This is a genomic window from Vibrio sp. Of7-15 (genome assembly GCF_022347565.1).
In the GTDB taxonomy this organism is placed as follows: domain Bacteria; phylum Pseudomonadota; class Gammaproteobacteria; order Enterobacterales; family Vibrionaceae; genus NORP241.
The window spans coordinates 56,473-77,056 of record NZ_JAKRGH010000006.1 but is presented as its reverse complement, the minus strand read 5'-3'; the positions used below and the strand labels follow the sequence as shown (position 1 = coordinate 77,056).

Annotated in this window: 18 protein-coding genes; 9 read left to right on the top strand and 9 right to left on the bottom strand. The window is 41.8% G+C overall.

What is annotated here, in order from left to right; all coding sequences use genetic code 11:
• Window positions 1-299 precede the first annotated feature (299 nt).
• Window positions 300-1,730 carry a DUF2867 domain-containing protein gene (locus MHO82_RS09135; protein ID WP_239183600.1) on the top strand — a complete coding sequence of 477 codons (1,431 nt, stop codon included), beginning with the start codon at window positions 300-302 and terminating at the stop codon, window positions 1,728-1,730.
• Window positions 1,731-1,771: 41 nt separating this feature from the next.
• Here the strand turns inward: MHO82_RS09135 and MHO82_RS09130 are convergent, their stop codons facing one another.
• The 3 genes from MHO82_RS09130 to rsuA all read right to left on the bottom strand — a co-directional run bounded on the left by MHO82_RS09130 (window position 1,772) and on the right by rsuA (window position 4,571).
• Window positions 1,772-2,437, bottom strand: a complete 666-nt coding sequence (locus MHO82_RS09130; protein ID WP_239183599.1) for a DUF2913 family protein — start codon at window positions 2,435-2,437, stop codon at window positions 1,772-1,774.
• Between the two features lie 20 nt (window positions 2,438-2,457).
• Window positions 2,458-3,648: a Bcr/CflA family multidrug efflux MFS transporter gene (locus tag MHO82_RS09125; RefSeq protein ID WP_239183598.1), complete on the bottom strand. Its 1,191-nt coding sequence runs from the start codon at window positions 3,646-3,648 to the stop codon at window positions 2,458-2,460.
• Window positions 3,649-3,869: 221 nt separating this feature from the next.
• The gene (gene rsuA / locus MHO82_RS09120) at window positions 3,870-4,571 is read right to left on the bottom strand and encodes a 16S rRNA pseudouridine(516) synthase RsuA (RefSeq protein WP_239183597.1); all 702 of its coding nucleotides are present in this window, start codon (window positions 4,569-4,571) and stop codon (window positions 3,870-3,872) included.
• Window positions 4,572-4,880: 309 nt separating this feature from the next.
• Between rsuA and MHO82_RS09115 the strand changes: the two genes are divergently transcribed.
• From MHO82_RS09115 to rplY, 3 genes are all read left to right on the top strand, one after another.
• On the top strand, window positions 4,881-5,366 hold the full coding sequence (locus MHO82_RS09115) for a GNAT family N-acetyltransferase (RefSeq protein WP_239183596.1): 486 nt from the start codon (window positions 4,881-4,883) through the stop codon (window positions 5,364-5,366).
• Between the two features lie 169 nt (window positions 5,367-5,535).
• The gene (locus tag MHO82_RS09110; protein ID WP_239183595.1) at window positions 5,536-7,266 is read left to right on the top strand and encodes a DEAD/DEAH box helicase; all 1,731 of its coding nucleotides are present in this window, start codon (window positions 5,536-5,538) and stop codon (window positions 7,264-7,266) included.
• A gap of 194 nt (window positions 7,267-7,460) precedes the next feature.
• Window positions 7,461-7,739, top strand: coding sequence for a 50S ribosomal protein L25 (rplY, locus tag MHO82_RS09105; protein WP_239183594.1), 279 nt, complete (start codon window positions 7,461-7,463; stop codon window positions 7,737-7,739).
• 126 nt (window positions 7,740-7,865) lie between these two features.
• Here the strand turns inward: rplY and MHO82_RS09100 are convergent, their stop codons facing one another.
• Window positions 7,866-8,114 carry a DUF1289 domain-containing protein gene (locus MHO82_RS09100; protein ID WP_239183593.1) on the bottom strand — a complete coding sequence of 83 codons (249 nt, stop codon included), beginning with the start codon at window positions 8,112-8,114 and terminating at the stop codon, window positions 7,866-7,868.
• A gap of 181 nt (window positions 8,115-8,295) precedes the next feature.
• On the opposite strand from MHO82_RS09100, the gene MHO82_RS09095 reads away from it, so the two are divergent.
• The gene (locus tag MHO82_RS09095; protein ID WP_239183592.1) at window positions 8,296-8,727 is read left to right on the top strand and encodes an META domain-containing protein; all 432 of its coding nucleotides are present in this window, start codon (window positions 8,296-8,298) and stop codon (window positions 8,725-8,727) included.
• Between the two features lie 84 nt (window positions 8,728-8,811).
• Here the strand turns inward: MHO82_RS09095 and MHO82_RS09090 are convergent, their stop codons facing one another.
• Both MHO82_RS09090 and metE read right to left on the bottom strand, forming a co-directional pair.
• Complete coding sequence (locus MHO82_RS09090; RefSeq protein WP_239183591.1) at window positions 8,812-10,443, bottom strand: diguanylate cyclase; 1,632 nt, start codon at window positions 10,441-10,443, stop codon at window positions 8,812-8,814.
• A 120-nt stretch (window positions 10,444-10,563) separates the two neighbouring features.
• Window positions 10,564-12,846: a 5-methyltetrahydropteroyltriglutamate--homocysteine S-methyltransferase gene (gene metE / locus MHO82_RS09085; RefSeq protein WP_239183590.1), complete on the bottom strand. Its 2,283-nt coding sequence runs from the start codon at window positions 12,844-12,846 to the stop codon at window positions 10,564-10,566.
• 217 nt (window positions 12,847-13,063) lie between these two features.
• Here metE and metR point away from each other — a divergent pair, with 217 nt between their 5' ends.
• Window positions 13,064-13,975, top strand: coding sequence for an HTH-type transcriptional regulator MetR (gene metR, locus MHO82_RS09080; protein ID WP_239183589.1), 912 nt, complete (start codon window positions 13,064-13,066; stop codon window positions 13,973-13,975).
• A gap of 23 nt (window positions 13,976-13,998) precedes the next feature.
• On the opposite strand, the gene MHO82_RS09075 is transcribed toward metR, so the two are convergent.
• Both MHO82_RS09075 and MHO82_RS09070 read right to left on the bottom strand, forming a co-directional pair.
• Complete coding sequence (locus MHO82_RS09075) at window positions 13,999-14,199, bottom strand: DUF4250 domain-containing protein (protein ID WP_239183588.1); 201 nt, start codon at window positions 14,197-14,199, stop codon at window positions 13,999-14,001.
• An 81-nt stretch (window positions 14,200-14,280) separates the two neighbouring features.
• Complete coding sequence (locus MHO82_RS09070; protein WP_239183587.1) at window positions 14,281-14,955, bottom strand: hypothetical protein; 675 nt, start codon at window positions 14,953-14,955, stop codon at window positions 14,281-14,283.
• Window positions 14,956-15,193: 238 nt separating this feature from the next.
• On the opposite strand from MHO82_RS09070, the gene MHO82_RS09065 reads away from it, so the two are divergent.
• Window positions 15,194-16,420, top strand: a complete 1,227-nt coding sequence (locus tag MHO82_RS09065) for a GGDEF domain-containing protein (protein WP_239183586.1) — start codon at window positions 15,194-15,196, stop codon at window positions 16,418-16,420.
• 15 nt (window positions 16,421-16,435) lie between these two features.
• Here MHO82_RS09065 and MHO82_RS09060 read toward each other — a convergent pair whose 3' ends face one another.
• Entirely contained in the window at window positions 16,436-17,641 is a 1,206-nt protein-coding gene (locus MHO82_RS09060) for an MFS transporter (protein ID WP_239183585.1), read from the bottom strand.
• A 119-nt stretch (window positions 17,642-17,760) separates the two neighbouring features.
• Between MHO82_RS09060 and MHO82_RS09055 the strand changes: the two genes are divergently transcribed.
• Window positions 17,761-18,648 (top strand): LysR family transcriptional regulator, encoded by an 888-nt coding sequence (locus tag MHO82_RS09055; RefSeq protein WP_239183584.1) that lies wholly within the window; start codon window positions 17,761-17,763, stop codon window positions 18,646-18,648.
• A gap of 279 nt (window positions 18,649-18,927) precedes the next feature.
• Window positions 18,928-20,286 carry an anaerobic C4-dicarboxylate transporter DcuC gene (gene dcuC / locus MHO82_RS09050; protein ID WP_239183583.1) on the top strand — a complete coding sequence of 453 codons (1,359 nt, stop codon included), beginning with the start codon at window positions 18,928-18,930 and terminating at the stop codon, window positions 20,284-20,286.
• Window positions 20,287-20,584: the final 298 nt, after the last annotated feature.

Sequence of the window (20,584 nt, the reverse complement as noted above, 5' to 3'; positions counted from 1 at the left end):
CAATAAATATTGCTTATCACATACGATTGATATCACAACAAATTAGACTGCGAAATTTACAGCAATATCTCACTTTGAGAAAGTTTTTTAGACCCATTTACCAAATATTAAATGAATCTATTTACATATAGCCATAAAATTACACATTTCCTCTTATAAACATGCATTATCACCATAATGTTTTGACAAAAAGCACACTACAGACAATCCCACGAATCTTCACTACATTCATATTAGGGATAATAAAAACATTCAAATAAATCATGGCATTCAAATCGGCATATGGATGAGCAGGGGCTATGCAACGAATACTAATTATTGGCGCTTCCGGTTATGTTGGCAGCCATCTCACACCCGTTCTAGTACAAAAAGGCTATCAAGTCACCGCCACTGCCCGTAACATCAAGCCATTGCAGCATCGTGGCTGGCATAAATACAAAAATCTTAATTTACACCCTCTAGATTTAAAATCTCCTTCTGCTCTACCCCAACTATTACACCAGCATGATGTGGTGCTTTTTCTGGTTCATGGCATGGCGCATGGCCACGATTTTATTGATTATGAGTTAGATTTAGCGCATAACTTCCGTGACGCTCTTAAAAAAAGCAAAATAAAGCATGTTATTTATTTAAGCGCCATCCAGCCTCAAAAAGGCACCTCGGCGCATTTAGCAACAAGAAAAGCAACAGGAGACATTTTACGCCAAAGCGAAATTCCGATTACAGAATTAAGAGCTGGTATTATTATTGGCTCAGGCTCTGCTGCTTTTGAAGTTATGCGCGATTTTGTGTATCACCTACCTTTACTGATTGCTCCTAAAGGCGTAGCTTCCTTATCAGCCCCTATCGCATTACCAAACCTTATTTATTACTTGCTGAAATTATTAGACTCCGAACCAGAAAGACATCAAGTTTTTGACGTAGCAGGCCCAGAAATAATCAGTTATGAGCAACAGATGCAGGTACTGGCTAATCAAACAGGGAAGAGGCTAAGAATGGTGTCTTTACCTTTTTTTCCACTCAAGCTCTCCACTTATTGGCTCAAAGTAGTCACTTCGGTTCCACATGATATCGCCAGTGCTTTAGTCAGTGGTATAAAACATAACCTACCCGCCGATAATCAAGCTATCTGTAAACGCTATCCACAGCGATTGCTTACATTTGAAGAATCAGTTGATGAAGCACTCAACCATGAAAACGAAGCAATCAGAAACAACCTCTGGGGGTTTGATCCATCAGCCCTAACAAGGTGGCAAACAGGCTATGGTTATTACCCCAAACAAACGGGCTATAAAGTACAAACCACCGCCTCCTCTGAACAATTATGGAGTACCATTAAAACACTAGGTGGAAGCCATGAGTATTTTTATGCCAACTATTTATGGCGAATAAGAGAGTGGATAGATGTACTCTGTGGAGGAAATGCCACCACAAGAAGGCGAGCCTTTCCTGATGAACTCAAGACCGGGGATCATATTGATTCATGGAAAATAATTAAAGTGGAAGAGAATAAATTTGTTTCATTACTGTTTGGAATGAAAGCACCTGGATTAGGAAGGCTTGAATTCACCATTACCGACATGGGCGATAAAAGAGAGCTCGATGTCAGAGCTTGGTGGCATCCTGCTGGTTTTAAAGGATTGCTATATTGGTTTGCTATGATGCCAACGCACCTATTTATATTTAAAGGGATGGCAAAATCAATATCCCACAAAGCTGAGAAAGACTAAGGCTGCCAACACATGAACTAGCAGCCTTGTAATATAACGCTTTATTTAACGCTTGGCATAAAACTCAGAGGTAACTCTGCCAATTCAGAACTTTGGTTCTCTGGCCAAATTTGGTATTCACCATGGTATTTCACAATCGACTTATAGTCTGATTTTTTGTGAACCAATAAACCCGCCTTTGCGGTCATTTCTAAAAACTCATTGTGGTTACCACGAACGTAGCATGTAAGTGGTTTAGCTAAGATCCCATCTGAAAACACACTTTCAAGCTTAGCTTTACACACAACTAATGAATTATCACCATCAGAAAATAATTTTGCCTTGCCAGAGATTTCATGATCAGTCACAACAAACCATGATTCTTCTTCAAACTGTGTTAACAGAGCAGTAATATCATCTTGAGTAATTTTTTTTACATCACTTTCTACTGGCACTACATGCCCATACAGCGCTGATATATGTTCAAATCGAACTTTCAGACCAGCAGAAGTACCTTTACTACGGCCTTCCTGTTGCCAGCCCATAAGATCTTTTACTACACAACGATCAAAGCGATGCGTTTTTATCGCTTTTGTTACCCAACGAACAATAAAGTGGGTTTCACTTACTGGATTTTTCGGTACGCGGCCTTTTGCCTGCTCTTCACTTAGCTCGGCTAAACCTTGATTAACCACATGTTGAATTTCTTGGTAATACACTGTCGACATGAATGACTCTAACTCCAAAATTATGCTTTTCTTGCTAATGTCCAGTAACACAGGGCAGATAATACAGAACACGCAGCCATAGTAAATGCCATTGGCCATGCGCTTGATTCTGGCAAGATGGCAACAATACCGCCAATGACCGTTCCAGTACCAAATCGTAATGTACCAGCCAAAGATGAAGCGGTGCCTGCCATACTAGGGTACTGACTCAACAACAACCCCATTGTATTACTACCTATAATGGAAATCGTACCAACAAACAGCATAACTGGTACCACGATGCCCCATAATCCTAAATCCAGAACCAGACCAACCGCTAAGGACACTCCAGCTAGCAGCTGAATGCTTAAACCAAAGCGTAGCATCCAGTGTGACCCCATTTTTTTCACTAACCGACCATTGAAGCTAGTCATGAACATCAGGCAAACAATATTCAAGCCAAAGAAATATCCAAAGTTTTCAGGGCTTACGCCATATAAGTCAATATAAACAAATGCCCCTGCCGTTAAGAAAGAGAACATGCCTGCAAATGAAAAAGCCCCGCTGAAAATGAACCCCATAGCCACAGGATTTCTAAATAATCTAGCGTAATTACGTAATGTAGTTCCAAGTCTTAATGGTTGGCGGTTTTCTGCGGCTAATGTTTCTGGAATTTTCCATAACACAGAAAGAATCACTAACACCGCAATCAAAGCCAATAACCAAAAAATAGATCGCCACCCAAACCAAACCGCTAAATAGCCACCGATCATTGGCGCGGCCAAAGGCGCAACCGTCATCACTAACGTAATGAATGACATCATCCGGGCAAAATCTTCACGATCAAACATATCACGTACGATTGCTTGAATAACCACAGCAGCAGCAGCGCCAGCAAAACCTTGTGCCGTTCGGACCCAAGTTAATGCTTCAATACCGGTTGTAGTTGCACTGACTATTGCTGCCAAAGCAAAAAAAGCCGCACCAATCAATAAAACAGGTTTACGGCCGTAGCTGTCTGCTAACGGACCATGCAGTAACTGACCAATGGCGAAACCGGCTGTGTATGCGGTTAATGTTGTTTGAACAGCCCCTGAAGTGACGCCTAAATCAGATGCAATGGCTGGCATTGCTGGTAGATACATATCGATTGCCAATGGTGTTAATGCGGCGATGGCACCTAAAATAACAATCAACACAATATCGAGTTTGGGGTTTTCAGACGTATTCATGAAGCTCCTAAATACAAAAAACAAGATGCCTAACTAAATCGAGATTTAGCTTTAAAGCATGCGTTCTAATTGGAAATATGGGGAGGAGAAAACATATTAACACGTTATGTATCATTAATGGTTATTTTCAATACAACACCCTGAAAATAACCCACTAGATAAAATAAAGGACGGCAATCACCGTCCTCACTATAGAGCCAAATATCAAAAACAAGAAAAGGTTATTTTTTAGCCCACACAGACTCAACTTCTTCTGCGGTTAAGTAGCGGTATTCACCTGGTTCTAAATCTTCGTCAAGCTCAATCGCTCCCACTTTTTCGCGGTGCAATTCTTCAACTTTGTTACCAAGCGCAGCAAACATTCGTTTAACTTGATGGTACTTCCCTTCATGAATCGTAAGCAAAACTTCACTTTCAGCACGCACTTCTAATTCCGCCGGGCGAGTTAGATTACGCTCACTACGAAGCTCGATGCCTTCTTTGAATTTTTCAATGTATTCGTCGCCAACAGGATCCGCTAACCAAGCTCGATAGACTTTGGCGCATTCATGCTTTGGTGACGTAATGCGGTGAGACCACTGACCATCGTCCGTGATCAAAACTAAACCTGTAGTATCCACATCTAAACGACCCGCAAAGTGCAATTTGTCCATATTCACTTCATCCAGCAACTCGAATGCTGTTGGATTATTCGAATCTTCATGCGAACACACAAAACCATCTGGCTTGTATAACATGATGTAACGCGGACCTTGCAGCTCTAGCTTACGCTCCTGCCACTCAACATCACAATTGTCACTGACTTTTACTGAGCCGCTCTTTTGCACAACGTCGTTGACGGTAATTTCACCTTTACGAAGTAAAATTGTGGCCTCTTTTCGAGTTACACCTAATGTCTCGCACAAAAATTTATCTAAACGCATGAATACCTCTTTGCTGTTATTGGCAGCCATTATACTCAAGCAACTTCAAGATACTAGGTACGCCTTTCTCTATCTGGCATCACGCCTCATTGGGTATGAAGAATTTGCATAAAAAGTCCTACCCTTCAACGCATTAGTTATCAGTAAATTTATCAGTACAAACTATACTTAAGTAGCCTGCGACACAAAGATGACCATTGCATGTTTCTTCATCTCACACTATAACTACTTGCGAGAGAACCAATCTCAATTTAGGTAGTCACATAACTTTAAGAGAACAAACAACAATAAGCTAACTTTAGGCAGACTATGAATATTTCACTGACAACTCCAACGCTAGATGAACTTTCACCGATACTGACCCTTATTCAAGAGCTCTATGATTTTGAGCTGCTGTCCATTAACGCTAACGACACACTGCCGGCATTAAAAGCAGTGCTAGATCAACCTCAACTCGGCCATGTATTTCAAATAGAAATGACCGAAAATAAACACACGGAGCTGGTTGGCTATATCATTCTCACGTACAGCTTCAGCGTCGAGCATGGTGGCCGTATTGCATTGATCGATCAGTTCTATATCAAGCCAGACTGGCGTAGCAAAGGTATTGGCAGCATTGTTATTCCCAAAATAGAAGAAGTCATTACCGAAGCTGGGGCTCATGCTTTAATGCTGGAAACCAATATTGGTAACAGTGGAGCTCGTACTTTTTATGAAAATCACGACTTTATCCCACGACGTCAAAGCTGCATGATGAGCAAAAAAATTGACGTGCCATTCTCAAAACCACTGTAATTTCAGAAGAGCCATTACTCCCCCCTTACTTAGCAACGTTAATGGCTCTTACCACTCACATCAACCAAATGGTGATGACGGGTTACCAAAATTAAATCTACTGCCATTCAGGTTTCACTCAGTTACACTACCAACTTCTTTTTTGCGCACCACTTTTTGTTCGAGCACTATGTATACACTTCGTCCGTACCAACAAGATTCTGTCAAAGCCGTTATTCATTATTTTAGAAAAAACAATACGCCTTCCGTCATCGTCTTACCTACCGGGGCAGGAAAAAGCCTAGTGATAGCGGAACTTGCGCGATTAGCTAAAGGGCGAGTATTGGTGCTTGCCCATGTGAAAGAACTGGTTGAACAAAACCACGCCAAATACGAAGGCTACGGGTTAGAAGGCAGTATTTTTTCAGCCGGTTTAGGAAGAAAAGAAACACAGCATCAAGTGGTCTTTGCTTCTGTTCAATCCGTGGTTCGTAACTTGTCTGAATTTGAAAACCAATTTTCCTTACTCATCATTGATGAATGCCACCGAGTGCCCGACGATAAAGACAGCAGCTACCGAAAAGTGATTTCTCACCTGCAATCCATTAACTCTGGAATCAAAGTCTTAGGCTTAACCGCAACACCATACCGCCTCGGCATGGGCTGGATTTACCAATACCACACTCGCGGGCAAGTAAAGAGTGAAAGCCCACGTTTTTTCCGTGACTGTATTTTTGAATTACCCATTCAATACCTGTTGGATGAAGAGTTTTTAACCCCCGCGACCTTATTAGATGCACCTGTTTTAAGCTACGATTTTTCACAATTAAAACCCTCTTCAACGGGAAAATACCGCGAAGCAGATCTTGATCTGATCGTAGAAGAGTCTAAAAGGGCAACGCCACAAATTGTGGAACAAATAATCCAACAAGCAAAAGACAGAAAAGGTGTGATGATCTTTGCCGCCACAGTCAGGCACGCTCAGGAAATCCTATCTCTATTGCCTGAGGCTGAATCTGAGCTTGTTATTGGCGATACAAAAGTCACCGAGCGTGATGCCATTATTCAACGCTTTAAAGAGCAGAAGACTAAGTTTCTCGTCAACGTTTCTGTACTGACGACAGGCTTTGATGCGCCACATGTGGATCTGATCGCGATTTTACGCCCTACAGAGTCAGTGAGTTTATATCAGCAAATCGTGGGAAGAGGACTTCGCTTATCTCCAGGTAAAACTGAGTGTATCGTGCTCGATTATGCAGGTAACTGTTACGATCTATATCAACCTGAGGTAGGAGATCCAAAACCGGATAGCGAAAGTGAAATCATCACGATTCCCTGCCCTGCTTGTGGCTTTAATAACAACTTTTGGGGCAAACTCGATCCCGCTGGTTTTTTACTAGAACATTTTGGCCGACGTTGTCAGGGGTATTTTGAAGATGACGAAGGTAATCGAGAAGAGTGTGGCTATCGCTTTAGAGCTAAATACTGTAATGACTGCGGTGCTGACAACGACATTGCCGCTAGGATCTGCCATCAGTGCGATGCAACCTTGGTTGATCCAGACAAAAAGCTTAGGGAAGCACTAAAGCTGAAAGATGCTCGAATCTTAGAGTGTACGGATCTAACTCTCACCGCCGGCAAAAACAAATTTGAGAAACCACAAATCAAAGTTACTTATACAGGCCGAGATGATTCTCAGCTGCACGAAGTGTGGCCGATGGCGACCAAAAAACAAAAACAAGATTTTCTGGATCGATTTGTTCGACCCCATTTAGCCGACAGACATCGACCTTTTGAAGATACAGCACCAACAAAAATAGAAAAAAACCAACATCGCTTTCGCCCTCCAGCCTTCGTTATTGCTCGAAAAAGCGGCCGTTTTTGGAATATCCGAGATCGCATTTTTGAAGATGAAAGTTAGCTAAAAACAGACAAAATGATGCGAATTCGAACAAAAGAAAAAAATCCCATAAGAAAAAAGCAAAGATAACTGTGAATTAGTTGCCTCAGCACAAAGAGAATGCTAGTATCCGCGCTCGTTTTTCGAAACGATTCATATCAAATTAGGTCGCTATATTTGATAGTATTTTAATATTTACTTTAGAGAGTAAAACTATGAAATTTGAAGCAGTAGTACGTACTGAACAAGGTAAAGGTGCGAGCCGCCGCCTTCGTCACGCTGGTAAATTCCCTGCAATCGTTTACGGTGGTGAAGCAGCGCCAGTATCTATCGCTCTTGAGCACGATGAAGTGATCAACCAAATGGATAAGCCTGAGTTCTACGAAGGCATCACTCTAGTGATCGACGGTGCTGAAGTTAAGGTTAAGCCGCAAGACGTTCAACGTCACGCGTTCAAGCCAAAAGTTGAGCACATGGACTTCATCCGCATCTAATTGCGAGTCCAACCTTTTGCATATAGAAAAAGCGCCCTTACCAAGCGCTTTTTCACTTTCTGGCCCTTCATTTTTCTCACTCATTTCTACTTTGTTACCATTTCCATTCAAAAAACTGCACTACGATCAAAATAACGAACCTTGTTGAACCGTACTTTGCTCGTCTTTATCAGCCTTAGTCACCTTTTTCATGAATTTTCGTCGATACCGAAGCCGACATAAATGCAGTACATGCTTTTGCTCTTCTGGTGTCATGACAAGCCAGTTAAAACGCTCTTCTCGCTTTCTCATACAGCCTTTACAGTACCCTTTTTCATCAGCACTACAAACACCAACACAGGGGCTAGGCACAGAAAAAAACTCCAATTGCTCCATTGTCCCCTCGCTTTTATTATCTCTGCTATGTTAATTCAAAGACATTTTTCTAATAAATGCAAAATACAGACAACAAATTTAGTACTATCAATGTGATAAAAATCCTGACAATTGCCTGACATGGTTATGCATCGACTTATTATACTAAGCGCAAATCGCATTTGATTATTGGAGTTAGCTCATGAAAAAACTACTCGCAGCCATCACATTACCTATTGTCATGACCGCCTGTGTATCCACTGCCGACAGCAACTCGGTAACAACTCAAGATTTACAGCATCACCACTGGGTTCTATCTGAAATCGATGGTAAAGCAATCAATGTTATGGAGCACTTTGAAGCACCAGACATTGAAATTGGTGAGCACATGAAAGCTAACGGCAATGCTGGCTGTAACCGCTACTTTGGCCAAGCTGAACTAAAAGACGGGCAATTCAGAATTGAAAAAATGGGTATGACGATGAAAATGTGCCCAGACGCTCCAATGGAACTAGAACGTACAATGACCAGTGTGTTAACCGAATGGAGTGATATCTCTTTAACCAAAGAATCATTAATCCTAAAATCAGAGCAACATGAGCTGACTTTTACGCTACGTGACTGGGTAAACTAAGCTCTGATCAATTAAGCTGCTGATTTATTCTTCCAGCAGTTCTTAAACAATAAAAAGCCACATTCGCTGGCTTTTTATTTCCTTCTATTGACCATTCAAAGAGTCTGGTTCCACATCTTCAACACTTAGATGGGCTTTATTATAAGTAGCGACCACAACACGGTTTCGACCTAATGCTTTCGCTTTAAATAACGCCTTATCTGCTAATTTAATCACATCGTTCACCTTTATACTCTCTTTCGCCTGAACGCTGATCACACCAACACTCACCGTAATGTTGTTCTTCACTAAAGACGAGGCATGAGGAAAATCTTGTAAGTCGACAGCTTGACGGCATCGCTCACCGAGCAAAGACGCGTTATCCGTTTCAGGAAATACTAGCGCAAACTCTTCTCCACTATAGCGAGCAATCACATCCGCAGGTCTACGTAGCGTACGTTTTAACGCACTAGAAATAAACTTAAGGCAACTGTCTCCCATTACATGGCCATAACGGTCGTTATATGCCTTAAAGTGGTCTACATCCACCAGCACAACAGTAATGGATTGTTTATTAGTACACGCTCGTTCCCACTCATTTTTCAGGTATTGCTCAAAATATTTCCGATTTGCCACGCCAGTTAAGCTGTCCGTCCTAGAAGCAAGCTCAAGCTTTTCTTTGGCCTCTTTTAATGCCATAGATTGGCTTCTAAGCTTATCAAGAATAATTTGAGAACGCTTGATCACCATATACAGAATACTGACGATGGCCCCAAACAAAGTAAGAGAAAAAACAAACGCCAGCCACGGTGCCGCAGTACGCCTGCTAGACATATAGTTTTGAGTTGGCATGGCCGTTAATGACCAAATCCTCCCTCCGATATTACCTATTCGCTTCGTGTAAGCATGCTGAGTTAATGCCATTTCCCCAGCCAATAATTCACTGTTGTTGTACAATAACTTTTTGTTCTCTGGGGCATTATCATCAAGCAACCGAAGATACATTTGTGAACTATCAGAACCAGTTAATGCGATAGAAAAAATATCGGCGATCCGAAATACACCAACCACAAACCCCAGCAGATTTTTTCGACGAGACGTTAGCGTACTAGAAACACCATCATAAACAGGAAGGAAGAGTAAAAAACCATTTTGCTCTTGATTGTCTTGCACTAACGTTACACGTTCAGAAGCCAGCATGACGCCGAAGTCTCTTGATTCAATTAACGTACTTAACCGAACCTGCTCTGAGCCAAGATCGTACCCAAGCACTTTTTCATTACCGATATACGGCTCAACATAATGAACAGGAAAATACACTGTCCGCCTTTTTGCAGTGATCAACTGCCCCTGTTCATTTTTTTCTTTAAACTCAAAATCTTGAAAAAACTGCTGATGGATTCTTTCCATATCATCACGCTGCAAAATACTGACTTTAGGCACCCATTCTAACGCCTGAATGTCATTGTGGCGTTCTAATAAGCTTTGTGCAAAACGTGAATACTCAGAGTAAGTGACTTCTTCAGAGCTATTATAAAGACCTTTAATCGCATACAGTACTTCGACATTAACCATCAGCTCTCGCTCTAATGCCACAGCTTTATCATTCACGGCTTTGGTAAACTCTTCATAAATTACTTCTGTCTCCGCTGAGTACAGCAACCAAGTAGAAATACTAGAGCAAGCAATACCAAAAAAGCTCAATAAAAATATAAACCGTGACCATTGCTGATTCATTCAGTGCCCGAAAATTCCATTTACAGTTATATAACATTTAAGACATTTTTTAATAACTTTCCACTAAAAAGAAAAAGAGGCGACTCCGCACCTCTTTAAAATCGAGTACTTAATGACAACTTATACCCATTTTTCTCGTAACGTTTTCGCTGCGACCACCATATTCGATAATGCCGCTTCTGTTTCTGCCCAATTTCGTGTTTTTAACCCACAATCAGGATTAACCCAAAGCCGTTCTACCGGAATTTTATCGGCTGCTTTTTCAAGCAACGCCACGATCCAATCAACATCAGGGATATTAGGAGAATGAATATCGTACACCCCAGGGCCAATCTCATTCGGGTAGTTAAACTGTTCAAACGCTTTTAGCAACTCCATATTTGAGCGAGATGTTTCAATGGTGATCACATCGGCATCCAGTGCAGACACAGACTCAATAATTTCATTAAATTCGCTGTAGCACATATGAGTATGGATCTGAGTTTCAGGTTTAGCGCTACCCGCAGCAATTTTGAAAGCGTCGACTGCCCAATCCAAATACTCTTGTTGCAGAGAAAGCTTCAGTGGCAAGCCCTCTCGAATGGCTGGCTCATCAATTTGAATGATGTTGATGCCCGCTTCTTGTAAATCGCTCACTTCATCTCTCAATGCCAGTGCTAATTGCTGAGCAATTTCTTTACGAGAAATATCTTCACGCGGGAAAGTCCAACCTAAAATGGTAACGGGACCTGTCAGCATTCCTTTCACTCGTTTCGAGGTAAGAGACTGAGCATAAGTAGACCACTCCACCGTAATCGGCTTTTCTCGCTCAATATCAGCCGTCACAATGGCAGGTTTCACACAACGAGAACCATAACTTTGCACCCAACCAAAGCGAGTCACTTCAAACCCCACTAAGTTTTCTGCAAAATACTCCACCATGTCATTACGTTCAGCTTCACCATGCACCAATACATCTAAATCTAACGCTTCTTGGCGATTAATCGCATCCGCAATGTGGCCTTTTAGTGCTGTCTTGTATTCAGTTTCACCTAAATGCCCCGTTTTAAACTCACGGCGCTGCACCCTAATTTCTGAAGTTTGTGGGAAGGACCCAATGGTCGTTGTGGGTAATAGTGGTAAATCTAGTACTTCAGCCTGATGATGTGCTCGCTCTGAATAAGGTGCACTACGCTCTGCTAACCCCGTATCAATACGGCTAAGACGTTCTTGAACGCTGGGCTTATTCACATACGACGACTGCTTACGAGCAACAATCGGCACACTATATCGCTCACATTCAGCAATAGCGTCTTGATCACCATCTAGCGCAGAGCCTAATAAATTCACCTCTCGGCATTTTTGCTTCGCAAATGCAAACCAACTGCGGGACTCCACGCTCAAACTGGTTTCCAAATCAAGATCGATCGGGCTATGCAGTAACGAACAGGAGCTTGCAAGCCATAAGCGATCCCCAAGTTGCTCTTTTAATGGGGTAAGCTGTGATAACCACGTATTTAAATCGGCACGCCAAACATTACGGCCATTAATCACACCCGCCGACAGCACCCACTCTTTTGGTAACTTAGCGACAACGTTATCTAGTTGCTCTGGATTAGCGGCAAGATCAATATGTAAGCCGTTCACCGGCAATTCAATGATTTTATCTAGTTGGTGATCGATAGCATCAAAATAGGTTGTGAGCAGCAGTTTTACCTCACCTTGGATAACCTGATAGGCTAATTTGAACGAAGTAAGCCACTCAGTGGGTAATTCCAAGCTTAAAATTGGCTCGTCAATTTGCACCCACTCAACGCCTAAAGCAGCCAACTTCGACAAAATTTTCTGATATGCAGATAATAATCTAGGCAGCAATGTTAAACGCTCAAAACCTTCTTCGATTTCTTTTCCAAGCCATAAATAACTCAACGGGCCAAGGAGTACTGGCTTAACGTTATGGCCTGCTTTTATCGCTTCCGACACTTCTTCAAACAACTGCGGCCAACCGACGGAGAACTGATCATTTTGACTAAATTCAGGCACAATATAATGGTAATTAGTATTAAACCATTTTGTCATATCTGAAGCGGCAGCAGAGCAACCACACTGAGATTGTGACTGACCACGCCCAACACGAAAAAGAGTATCTAAATCAGGGAAGCCATTGTCATGCCTTTTAGGTACATGTCCCAACAGTAAACTGGTACCAAGCACATGATCATACCAAGCAAAATCACCCGCCGTAACGTAGTCAAGGCCAGTCCCCACTTGATCCTCCCAGTGACGGTGGCGAAGTAAACTGCCTAATTCGAGTAACTCTGATTTTTCAATCTCCCCACGCCAATACTTCTCTAACCCAAATTTTAATTCACGCTGTGCACCGACTCGTGGATAACCCAAGATGTGTGTTGTTGTTTTCGCCATGTGGTAGTCCCTTTCTATAAGATGTCTAGATGGCTAAACAATGACCTACTATTTCAATATGAACAATTTCTATTACTTCATAATTAACATGAAAATAATTCAACTAGATAAATCAACAAACCTAAGCTATAGACGTCTAGATGTTTACACTTCCTATTTATTCGATTATGGTAATTAAGAAATTTAACTCTACTGAACAGGAAGTTGAAGGTAGCTCATGATTGAACTTAAGCATTTACGTACCTTAGCCACATTACGAGACACTGGTTCACTCACCGCGACAGCTACTGCATTACATTTAACGCAATCGGCCTTATCTCATCAGCTCAAAGACCTCGAAGTGCGTATTGGAGGAACTTTATTTCTTCGTAAAACTCGGCCTGTTCGCTTCACTGCTGAAGGCAATATTTTATTACGCTTGGCTGATGATGTTTTACCTAAGCTAACAAAGGCTGAGCATGAATTAGCGGGATTAAAAGAAGATTTAAATGGTCGTTTACACATGGCCATTGAATGTCATTCCTGTTTCCAATGGCTAATGCCAGCATTAAAAGAGTACCAAGTCACTTGGCCGAATGTGAGTTTAGATTTTTCTTCCGGTTTTGGTTTTGAACCTTTACCTGCACTTGTTTCTGGTGAGCTTGATCTTGTGATCACATCAGACATTCAGCCAAGGAATGAAGTGCATTATGAACCTCTGTTTGATTTTGAAATGCGCTTGATCTGCGCGACATCTCACCCGCTGGCAAATAAAAAATTAATCACTCCAGCCGATCTAACCGATCAGACCATGTTGTCTTACCCTGTTCAAAAACAAAGACTTGATGTAATTAAGCATTTTTTACAACCTGCTGGGGTAGAACCAGCCAAATGGAAACAAGCAGATAATACCTTGATGCTAGTACAGATGGTGTCAGCGGGATTAGGAGTGGCAGCGTTACCTAATTGGGCAATAAGCGAATTTTCACGACAAGGCTTAATCGTGAGTAAACCGTTAGGAGAAGGGTTATGGCGTCGATTATTTGCCGCTGTTAGGGGGTCTGAGCATGATCGTCGTTACTTGCAGGCGTTTTTCTCTACCGCCAAACAACAATCAAGTAGCCACCTTGATGGGATCAAGATGGCCTAATACTTAATACAACAATGAAGAACTTAACGTGAATGGGATTTAAATTGATTGGTTAATGGATCATATTGGTAGCCAAGTGAGTCCATTTGCTTCTCAATTTTATCTGCGTCTATCTCATATTGAGAAATCAGTTCTTCAAAACTATTGCATTCTAAACGCAATTTTTCATTCACAATACCCAGTACAATGGCACTGTCCATCTTAGTAATATTACTTAAGTCCATATCCGCCTCCACATCACAACGTTCTGCTAGGATGTCATCAATAAGCGTAGTTGCTCGCGGGCTAAAATGAACTAATAGGCCTTAAAACAACTGCAATTGAAGCATTCCCGACATAACAACCAAACCAGTAGAGAAAACCAATTGCACTTTAGCAACAGTAATCTGACGAATTAAATGCCACGCCCACACAACAAGACCAAGCACTAGCGAGGCAATAATGATCAAAATATCGGTAATAGCCCCTTGCAGCGCATCTTCGCCCACAAGTGACGCTTGCCACAGCACCACCAATAACATAAACATTCCGGAGATGATCCCCACAATAGGAAGAATTTTATGAAACGCTTGCAAACGAGTTCGAGCTTGCGTGAGTAGAAGATGAGCACACGCGGCTCCTGCTAAAGGCAACGCAACCACAGAAAAGAATACCGCTGGCAACGTGTCTTGTTTTATCAACACGAAACCCCACAGTATTGCGGCAATCACATTGGAGGCATACAACAAAGGCAACGGGCCTTTTTCTCGGGTTTTATTGGTTTTCGTTTTAATTGAAAAAAGTGCCAATAATGCGAAAGGCAGTAACATTAACACGTTATTCATTGCCGCCAATGCCCATCCAGCCACTAGAAAATACATGGCTTTATGAACACGCCCTCGTTGTCCTGGGCAAATGTCTCCTTTTACCAGAACCAACGTTAAAATAAGTTGTGCCCCTAACAGCATAGGAGCCAGTAAGTGTACGTAATTGTGCAACATTTTGAATACCTTAGAACAACAAGGCTTCAAGTATAAAACGACAAAGAACGCTTACCAAACTTATTCATACCCATAATATTTATAAGGAATGTGATATAAGCCACTTGTTTAATAGTGATAAAATACTTTTTGAGTACAAGATCACTGTCTTAAGATAAAGAAAAATGAATAATTAAGTCAGTATTGATGCAATATATGACACTTAGTTAATAGAGACATAGAAACTCAGGAAGAGTTCATGAACCTAGCTCAACAAGCAATGTCAGTAACAAACAGAATCAAAAAGCTCTCTTACCTTTACTTGTTTGAGATATGGAGCTCAGAGAAACATACCGCCTCATTTAAAGCGACACGAAGTCAGTATTTAAGTGTGCGTGTCAGTATGCTTAGCATGGTATGGGGCACTTTAGTGCTGCTCTGGATCCCTATTGATTTACTTTTTTTATCTGCTGATATTGGGCCTAGTATTGCTCTCGCTCGGTTTTCTTTAGGCACAATATTAATGGCGATCGCTTATAAAAGCCGCGACACAACCACACTAAAAGGAGCACTCAACTACCTCTATTTACTGATAGTTTGTGTCAATCTTTTCTATGTTTATTCCATGTGGATGCTCGGCTTCCCCGGCCAGATCAATGGCATTCTATATGGCTACCATTTACTGCCTATCATTCATGTCGCCATGCTCACCATTTTTCCCATTACCATCCGGGAATCCTTAACTTTGATGGCAATTACAGCGGTAACACAAGTCAGTGTTGATCACATTTCAGGCATTTTATTCAGCCCAGAAAATTTAGCCAACTACTGGTTACAAAACTTAGTCGCCGCCATGGTAATTTGGTCTCAACTTTCCAAACTAAGAATGATGATGCAAATGTATCGTCAAGCGACCTTAGATCCACTAACAGGCATTTATAACCGACGCCAGATTCTTACGTTAGCACAGCGTACTTTTGAACGATGCCACCGTGAAGGAGCACCCTTTACCGTAATGCTGCTGGATATTGATAAATTTAAACGTGTTAATGATACTTGGGGGCATTCCTCTGGAGACAAAGTATTACAATCCTTTACCGATTTTACGCAAGAAAACTTACGAGTAACGGATCTTTTTGGGCGCTATGGCGGCGAGGAGTTTGTAATTTTTGTGCCCCACACTCCAAAAGAGCACATTCCTATGCTGGCCAAACGCTTACTAACAGGGCTTGAAAAATTAGATATTCACCTCCCCCACACCAATAAAACCATTAATATCACTACGTCTATCGGTATTTCTTATTCTGAACCTGGAGATACACTCTCTTCTCTCATTGAACGAGCAGACAGCGCACTGTACCAATGTAAAAACGGGGGAAGAAACTGCTTTAAAGTGGCTGAACTCTCTGTTGCCGACAATAAAGAGCTCTCTGGGAAAAATGTCCTTCCCTTTCAACTGCCGCTAAACAATGCAAGATTAAGGTAAATTAAGTCGTTCAAGTTAATTAGCACACGGAGAAGATACATCAGCTCTGAGGCGCTGATGTGACAATTGGCGAACACAATAAAGAATGAGCATAACCAAGATTAACGCCCCAATCACCACACCACTCCATTGGTAAGATTGCCAGCATTGCAATAAATAAAAGCCCCCGATGCTACCTCCAATATAATAATGCATTAAATACAAAGCTGTCGCCGATGCCTTTGCCTGTTTGGCGTAGCGGCTAACCCAGCCATAAGCAATGGAATGTGTGAAAAAGGCTCCCGCACTGATCAAGCCTAAGCCAATAATGATGGCGGCATAATTATTACCAATGGCAACAAACATACCTAACGTTAAAATGCATGCCCCTAACACCATGCCAGATTCAGCACTATAACGATTAACCCATTTTCCACTCAAGGTCGATGTATAAGTGCCGCACAAATAACAAAGAAAAATCATCGACGCCAAACTCACAGGCAGTGAAAACGGTGCTTCTGATAACCGAAACCCAACCACGGAATACAAGTTAACAAACAAAGCAAAATTCAATCCACCAATCAGCATCGCTAAAAGCAATGTACGATCACGGCAATGATTTATCGCACTTCGCAAGTGCGTTATTACAGACACTTTCCTCGGTATAAACTGTCTCTGCTTAGGTAACACAGTGATCACATACCATCCACCAGCAGCACTGACCACCGCAAGGGTAATTAAAGCTAAATCCAGCCCTACATATTCTGTTAAAGCGCCTCCTGCTATTCGGCCTGAGATTCCTCCCAATGAGTTTGCACTAATATAAACCCCAACAGCCAAGCTCAACGCCTTCGGTGAAAGTTCTTCTGCCATATAAGCCACTGCAACAGAAGCAAACCCCGCCAATGCAATGCCCATCATGGCCCTTAGCACCACAATCACAATAAAGCTATCTGCCATTAAATAGCCAAGACCGACCACAGGAATCATAACCAAACTGATTTGAATAACCCGAACTCGACCAATGATTTCTGACAAGATAGCCCATGGAACTAAAGACAAAGCAAGCGCAAAAGTTCCTGCAGCTAAAACCCAATTAACCTTCAAAACAGAAACTTGATAGTGCTCTGACAACATTGGAAGCAATGGCTGAAAAAAATATAAATTACAAAACACTAAAAATGAGCCTAGCGCTAACGAAAAGCTAATTTCTTTGTACTCCCGACTACCAGCTTCAATCATTATTGTGCCTTTACCCGTCTTAAATAAGTTACTACCTAATCACAGTAAAAAGGTAACAATAGGCATAGAATAATGAAAATATATTAAAAATATCTTTATAATCAATTTAATTTATGCACATGAATTTACGCCATCTGCACTACTTCGCAACGGTTGCCAAAATAGGCAATATTACTCGTGCCGCCGAGCAACTGCACATCGCTCAACCCGCATTAAGCATGGCGATTAAAAAGTTAGAACAGCACCTTGAGCTCGACTTATTTCAAAGAGTCGATCGCAAAATAATTCTCACCTCTGAAGGTAAAACCTTTCTCGCCCACTGCCATTTAATTCTTCAACAAATCGAAGACGCTGAGTTGGCCATGGCTGAACTACGTGGACTCAAAAAGGGCGAAGTGAGAATTGGCGTGCCGGGTATGCTTGGTTCTTACTTTTTCCCAGATATTCTAATGGGTTTTAAAAGTAAGTATTCGGAATTAAAACTGACCGTCATAGAAGCTGGCACGCAATCTATTCGCGATATGCTGGTAAATGGAGAACTCGATATTGGAGTGATCAACAACGAAAATGTCCCTGAGCAATTAATGGTAGAACCACTGCTCAGCCCACAAATGGTCGCGGCCGTTGGTATTAGCCACCCCTTTGCGACACTAAACAGCATCAGATTCGATCAGTTTTTCTCTCAGAAGCTCATCATGTTCAAAAAGGGCTATTTTCATCGAGAATTCATGGACAGAGTTTCTTTGGAAAATCATTACACTCCAAATATATCTTTTGAAACCAACCTACTACCCATGATTTTAAAAATTGTTCGAAGTGGCAGTGCTATCACCGCTCTACTGGATATTGTTTCGAAAGAAGAAAATAACCTAGTCGCAGTGCCATTTTCTGAACCTATCACCCTTAATATCGTCATTGCTCGACGTAAACATGGCTACCTCTCTATTGCAGAGCAAACCTTCCTTGAATACATCAAGCAAGCTAAAGACTCGACGCACTGTTCATGACTTATGTGTATTTATGAAAACCACATACAAAATCCCCATAACTCAACATACTTTAGCAGCCTTTTATTTTCAGCCTATTTACCAATCCACACCACTTCAGATCCAACTCGTTTCAGTTTTGTAACACAGTGAATTCTAACTTGTTTTAGATCATGACAAGCTCAGGTTGTGATCGTACTTGCCATAGATCTTATGTAAATTCAACCTTATCAATTGTGTAAGAAAATATTAAAAAGTTACACAATTTTTGTTTTTTGAATTTATATAGAGGAATATTCCATGCTGGAGTTAGTTATTGGCTTAGCCATATCAGCAATAGTGGGGCGGTATATCTTTAAAGGCTATACAGCAACTGGAGTGTTATTAACAGGTGGCATTATTTTATTGGCCATCACCGCAGGAATGGGAAAGCAAGTTCTCCCTTCCAGCGTACCTACCACAGGCAATGCGCTAACTGACGTTTTCGAATACATTAAATACCTACTAATGTACCGTGGCGGCGGCTTAGGCATGATGATCATGGTGCTATGTGGTTTTGCTTCGTACATGACTCATGTGGGTGCCAACGACATGGTTGTAAAGGTAGCCTCTAAACCTCTTCAGTTTATTAAATCACCTTATGTATTAATGGTTGCTGCTTACTTCGTTGCTTGCTTAATGTCTCTGGCTGTATCTTCAGCAACTGGCCTTGGTGTGTTATTAATGGCGACCTTATTCCCATTAATGGTAAACATGGGGATCAGCCGCGGTGCCGCCACGGCCATTTGTGCTTCTCCGGCCGCAATCATCCTAGCGCCAACCTCTGGTGATGTGGTCGTTGCAGCAGAAGCGGCTGGTATGGAGCTGATTGATTTCGCGTTTAAAACCACTCTACCTATCTCCATTGTGGCGATTCTTTGCATGGCCGTTGCTCATTTCTTCTGGCAACGTTACCTAGATAACAAAGAAGGTGTTAGCCACGAACGCATGGACGTAAACGAGCTCGAAGTAAATGCACCAAAGTTCTATGCCATTCTCCCTTTTACGCCAATCATCGGTGTATTGCTGTTTAGCGGGAACCTACTGCCAAAACTTCACATCGTTACCATCTTAGTCATTTGCTTTTTTATTTCTTGTTTACTGGAATTAGCGCGAAACAAAGGGGACAGCACCAAAGTCTTTGATGGTTTAACTGTGGCTTATCGTGGGATGGCAGATGCGTTTGCCGGGGTTGTAATGCTCTTGGTTGCAGCGGGTGTTTTTGCTCAAGGACTTAAATCTGTCGGATTTATTGATAACTTGCTTCACCTAGCAGAAACCTTAGGCACTGGTGGTATTTTCATGATGCTCTTATTGGTCATCATAACGACCCTTGCCGCCATCACAACGGGCTCAGGAAATGCGCCTTTCTATGCCTTCGTCGAGTTAATTCCATCGCTGGCGGCAAAAATGGGGCTCAATCCAGCTTACTTAATCATCCCAATGTTACAAGCTTCTAACTTAGGGCGAACTATTTCACCCGTTTCAGGTGTCGTGGTTGCAACATCTGGTATGGCAAAAATATCACCGTTTGAAGTAGTGAAACGTACCTCAGTGCCTGTTTTTGTCGGCATTGCCGTTGTCATTATCGCGACCCAAATCCTAGTCCCAGCGGTATAATTCACCTTCATTTTCAACATCAGCCCACCCTCAATTGGTGGGCTTTTTTGTATTTTTGACATTAATACAAATAATTACCCCACAAAAGCTGGCACTACTGTAGAAGTTGCACTACATTTGATCCATAACTGAGTGAATTCTCAATGATATAACAATGTCCGTTGGCTACTCTCTAAACTCGGCTTTTATAAAAATAACAATATTAATTCGGCCTGTTGCGCAACTTCCCCTGCGTTTCGGGCCAATTCTCTTACTTTTCTTTTACATAATACCTAGTCTCTTCCCCACCAAGTCGCTA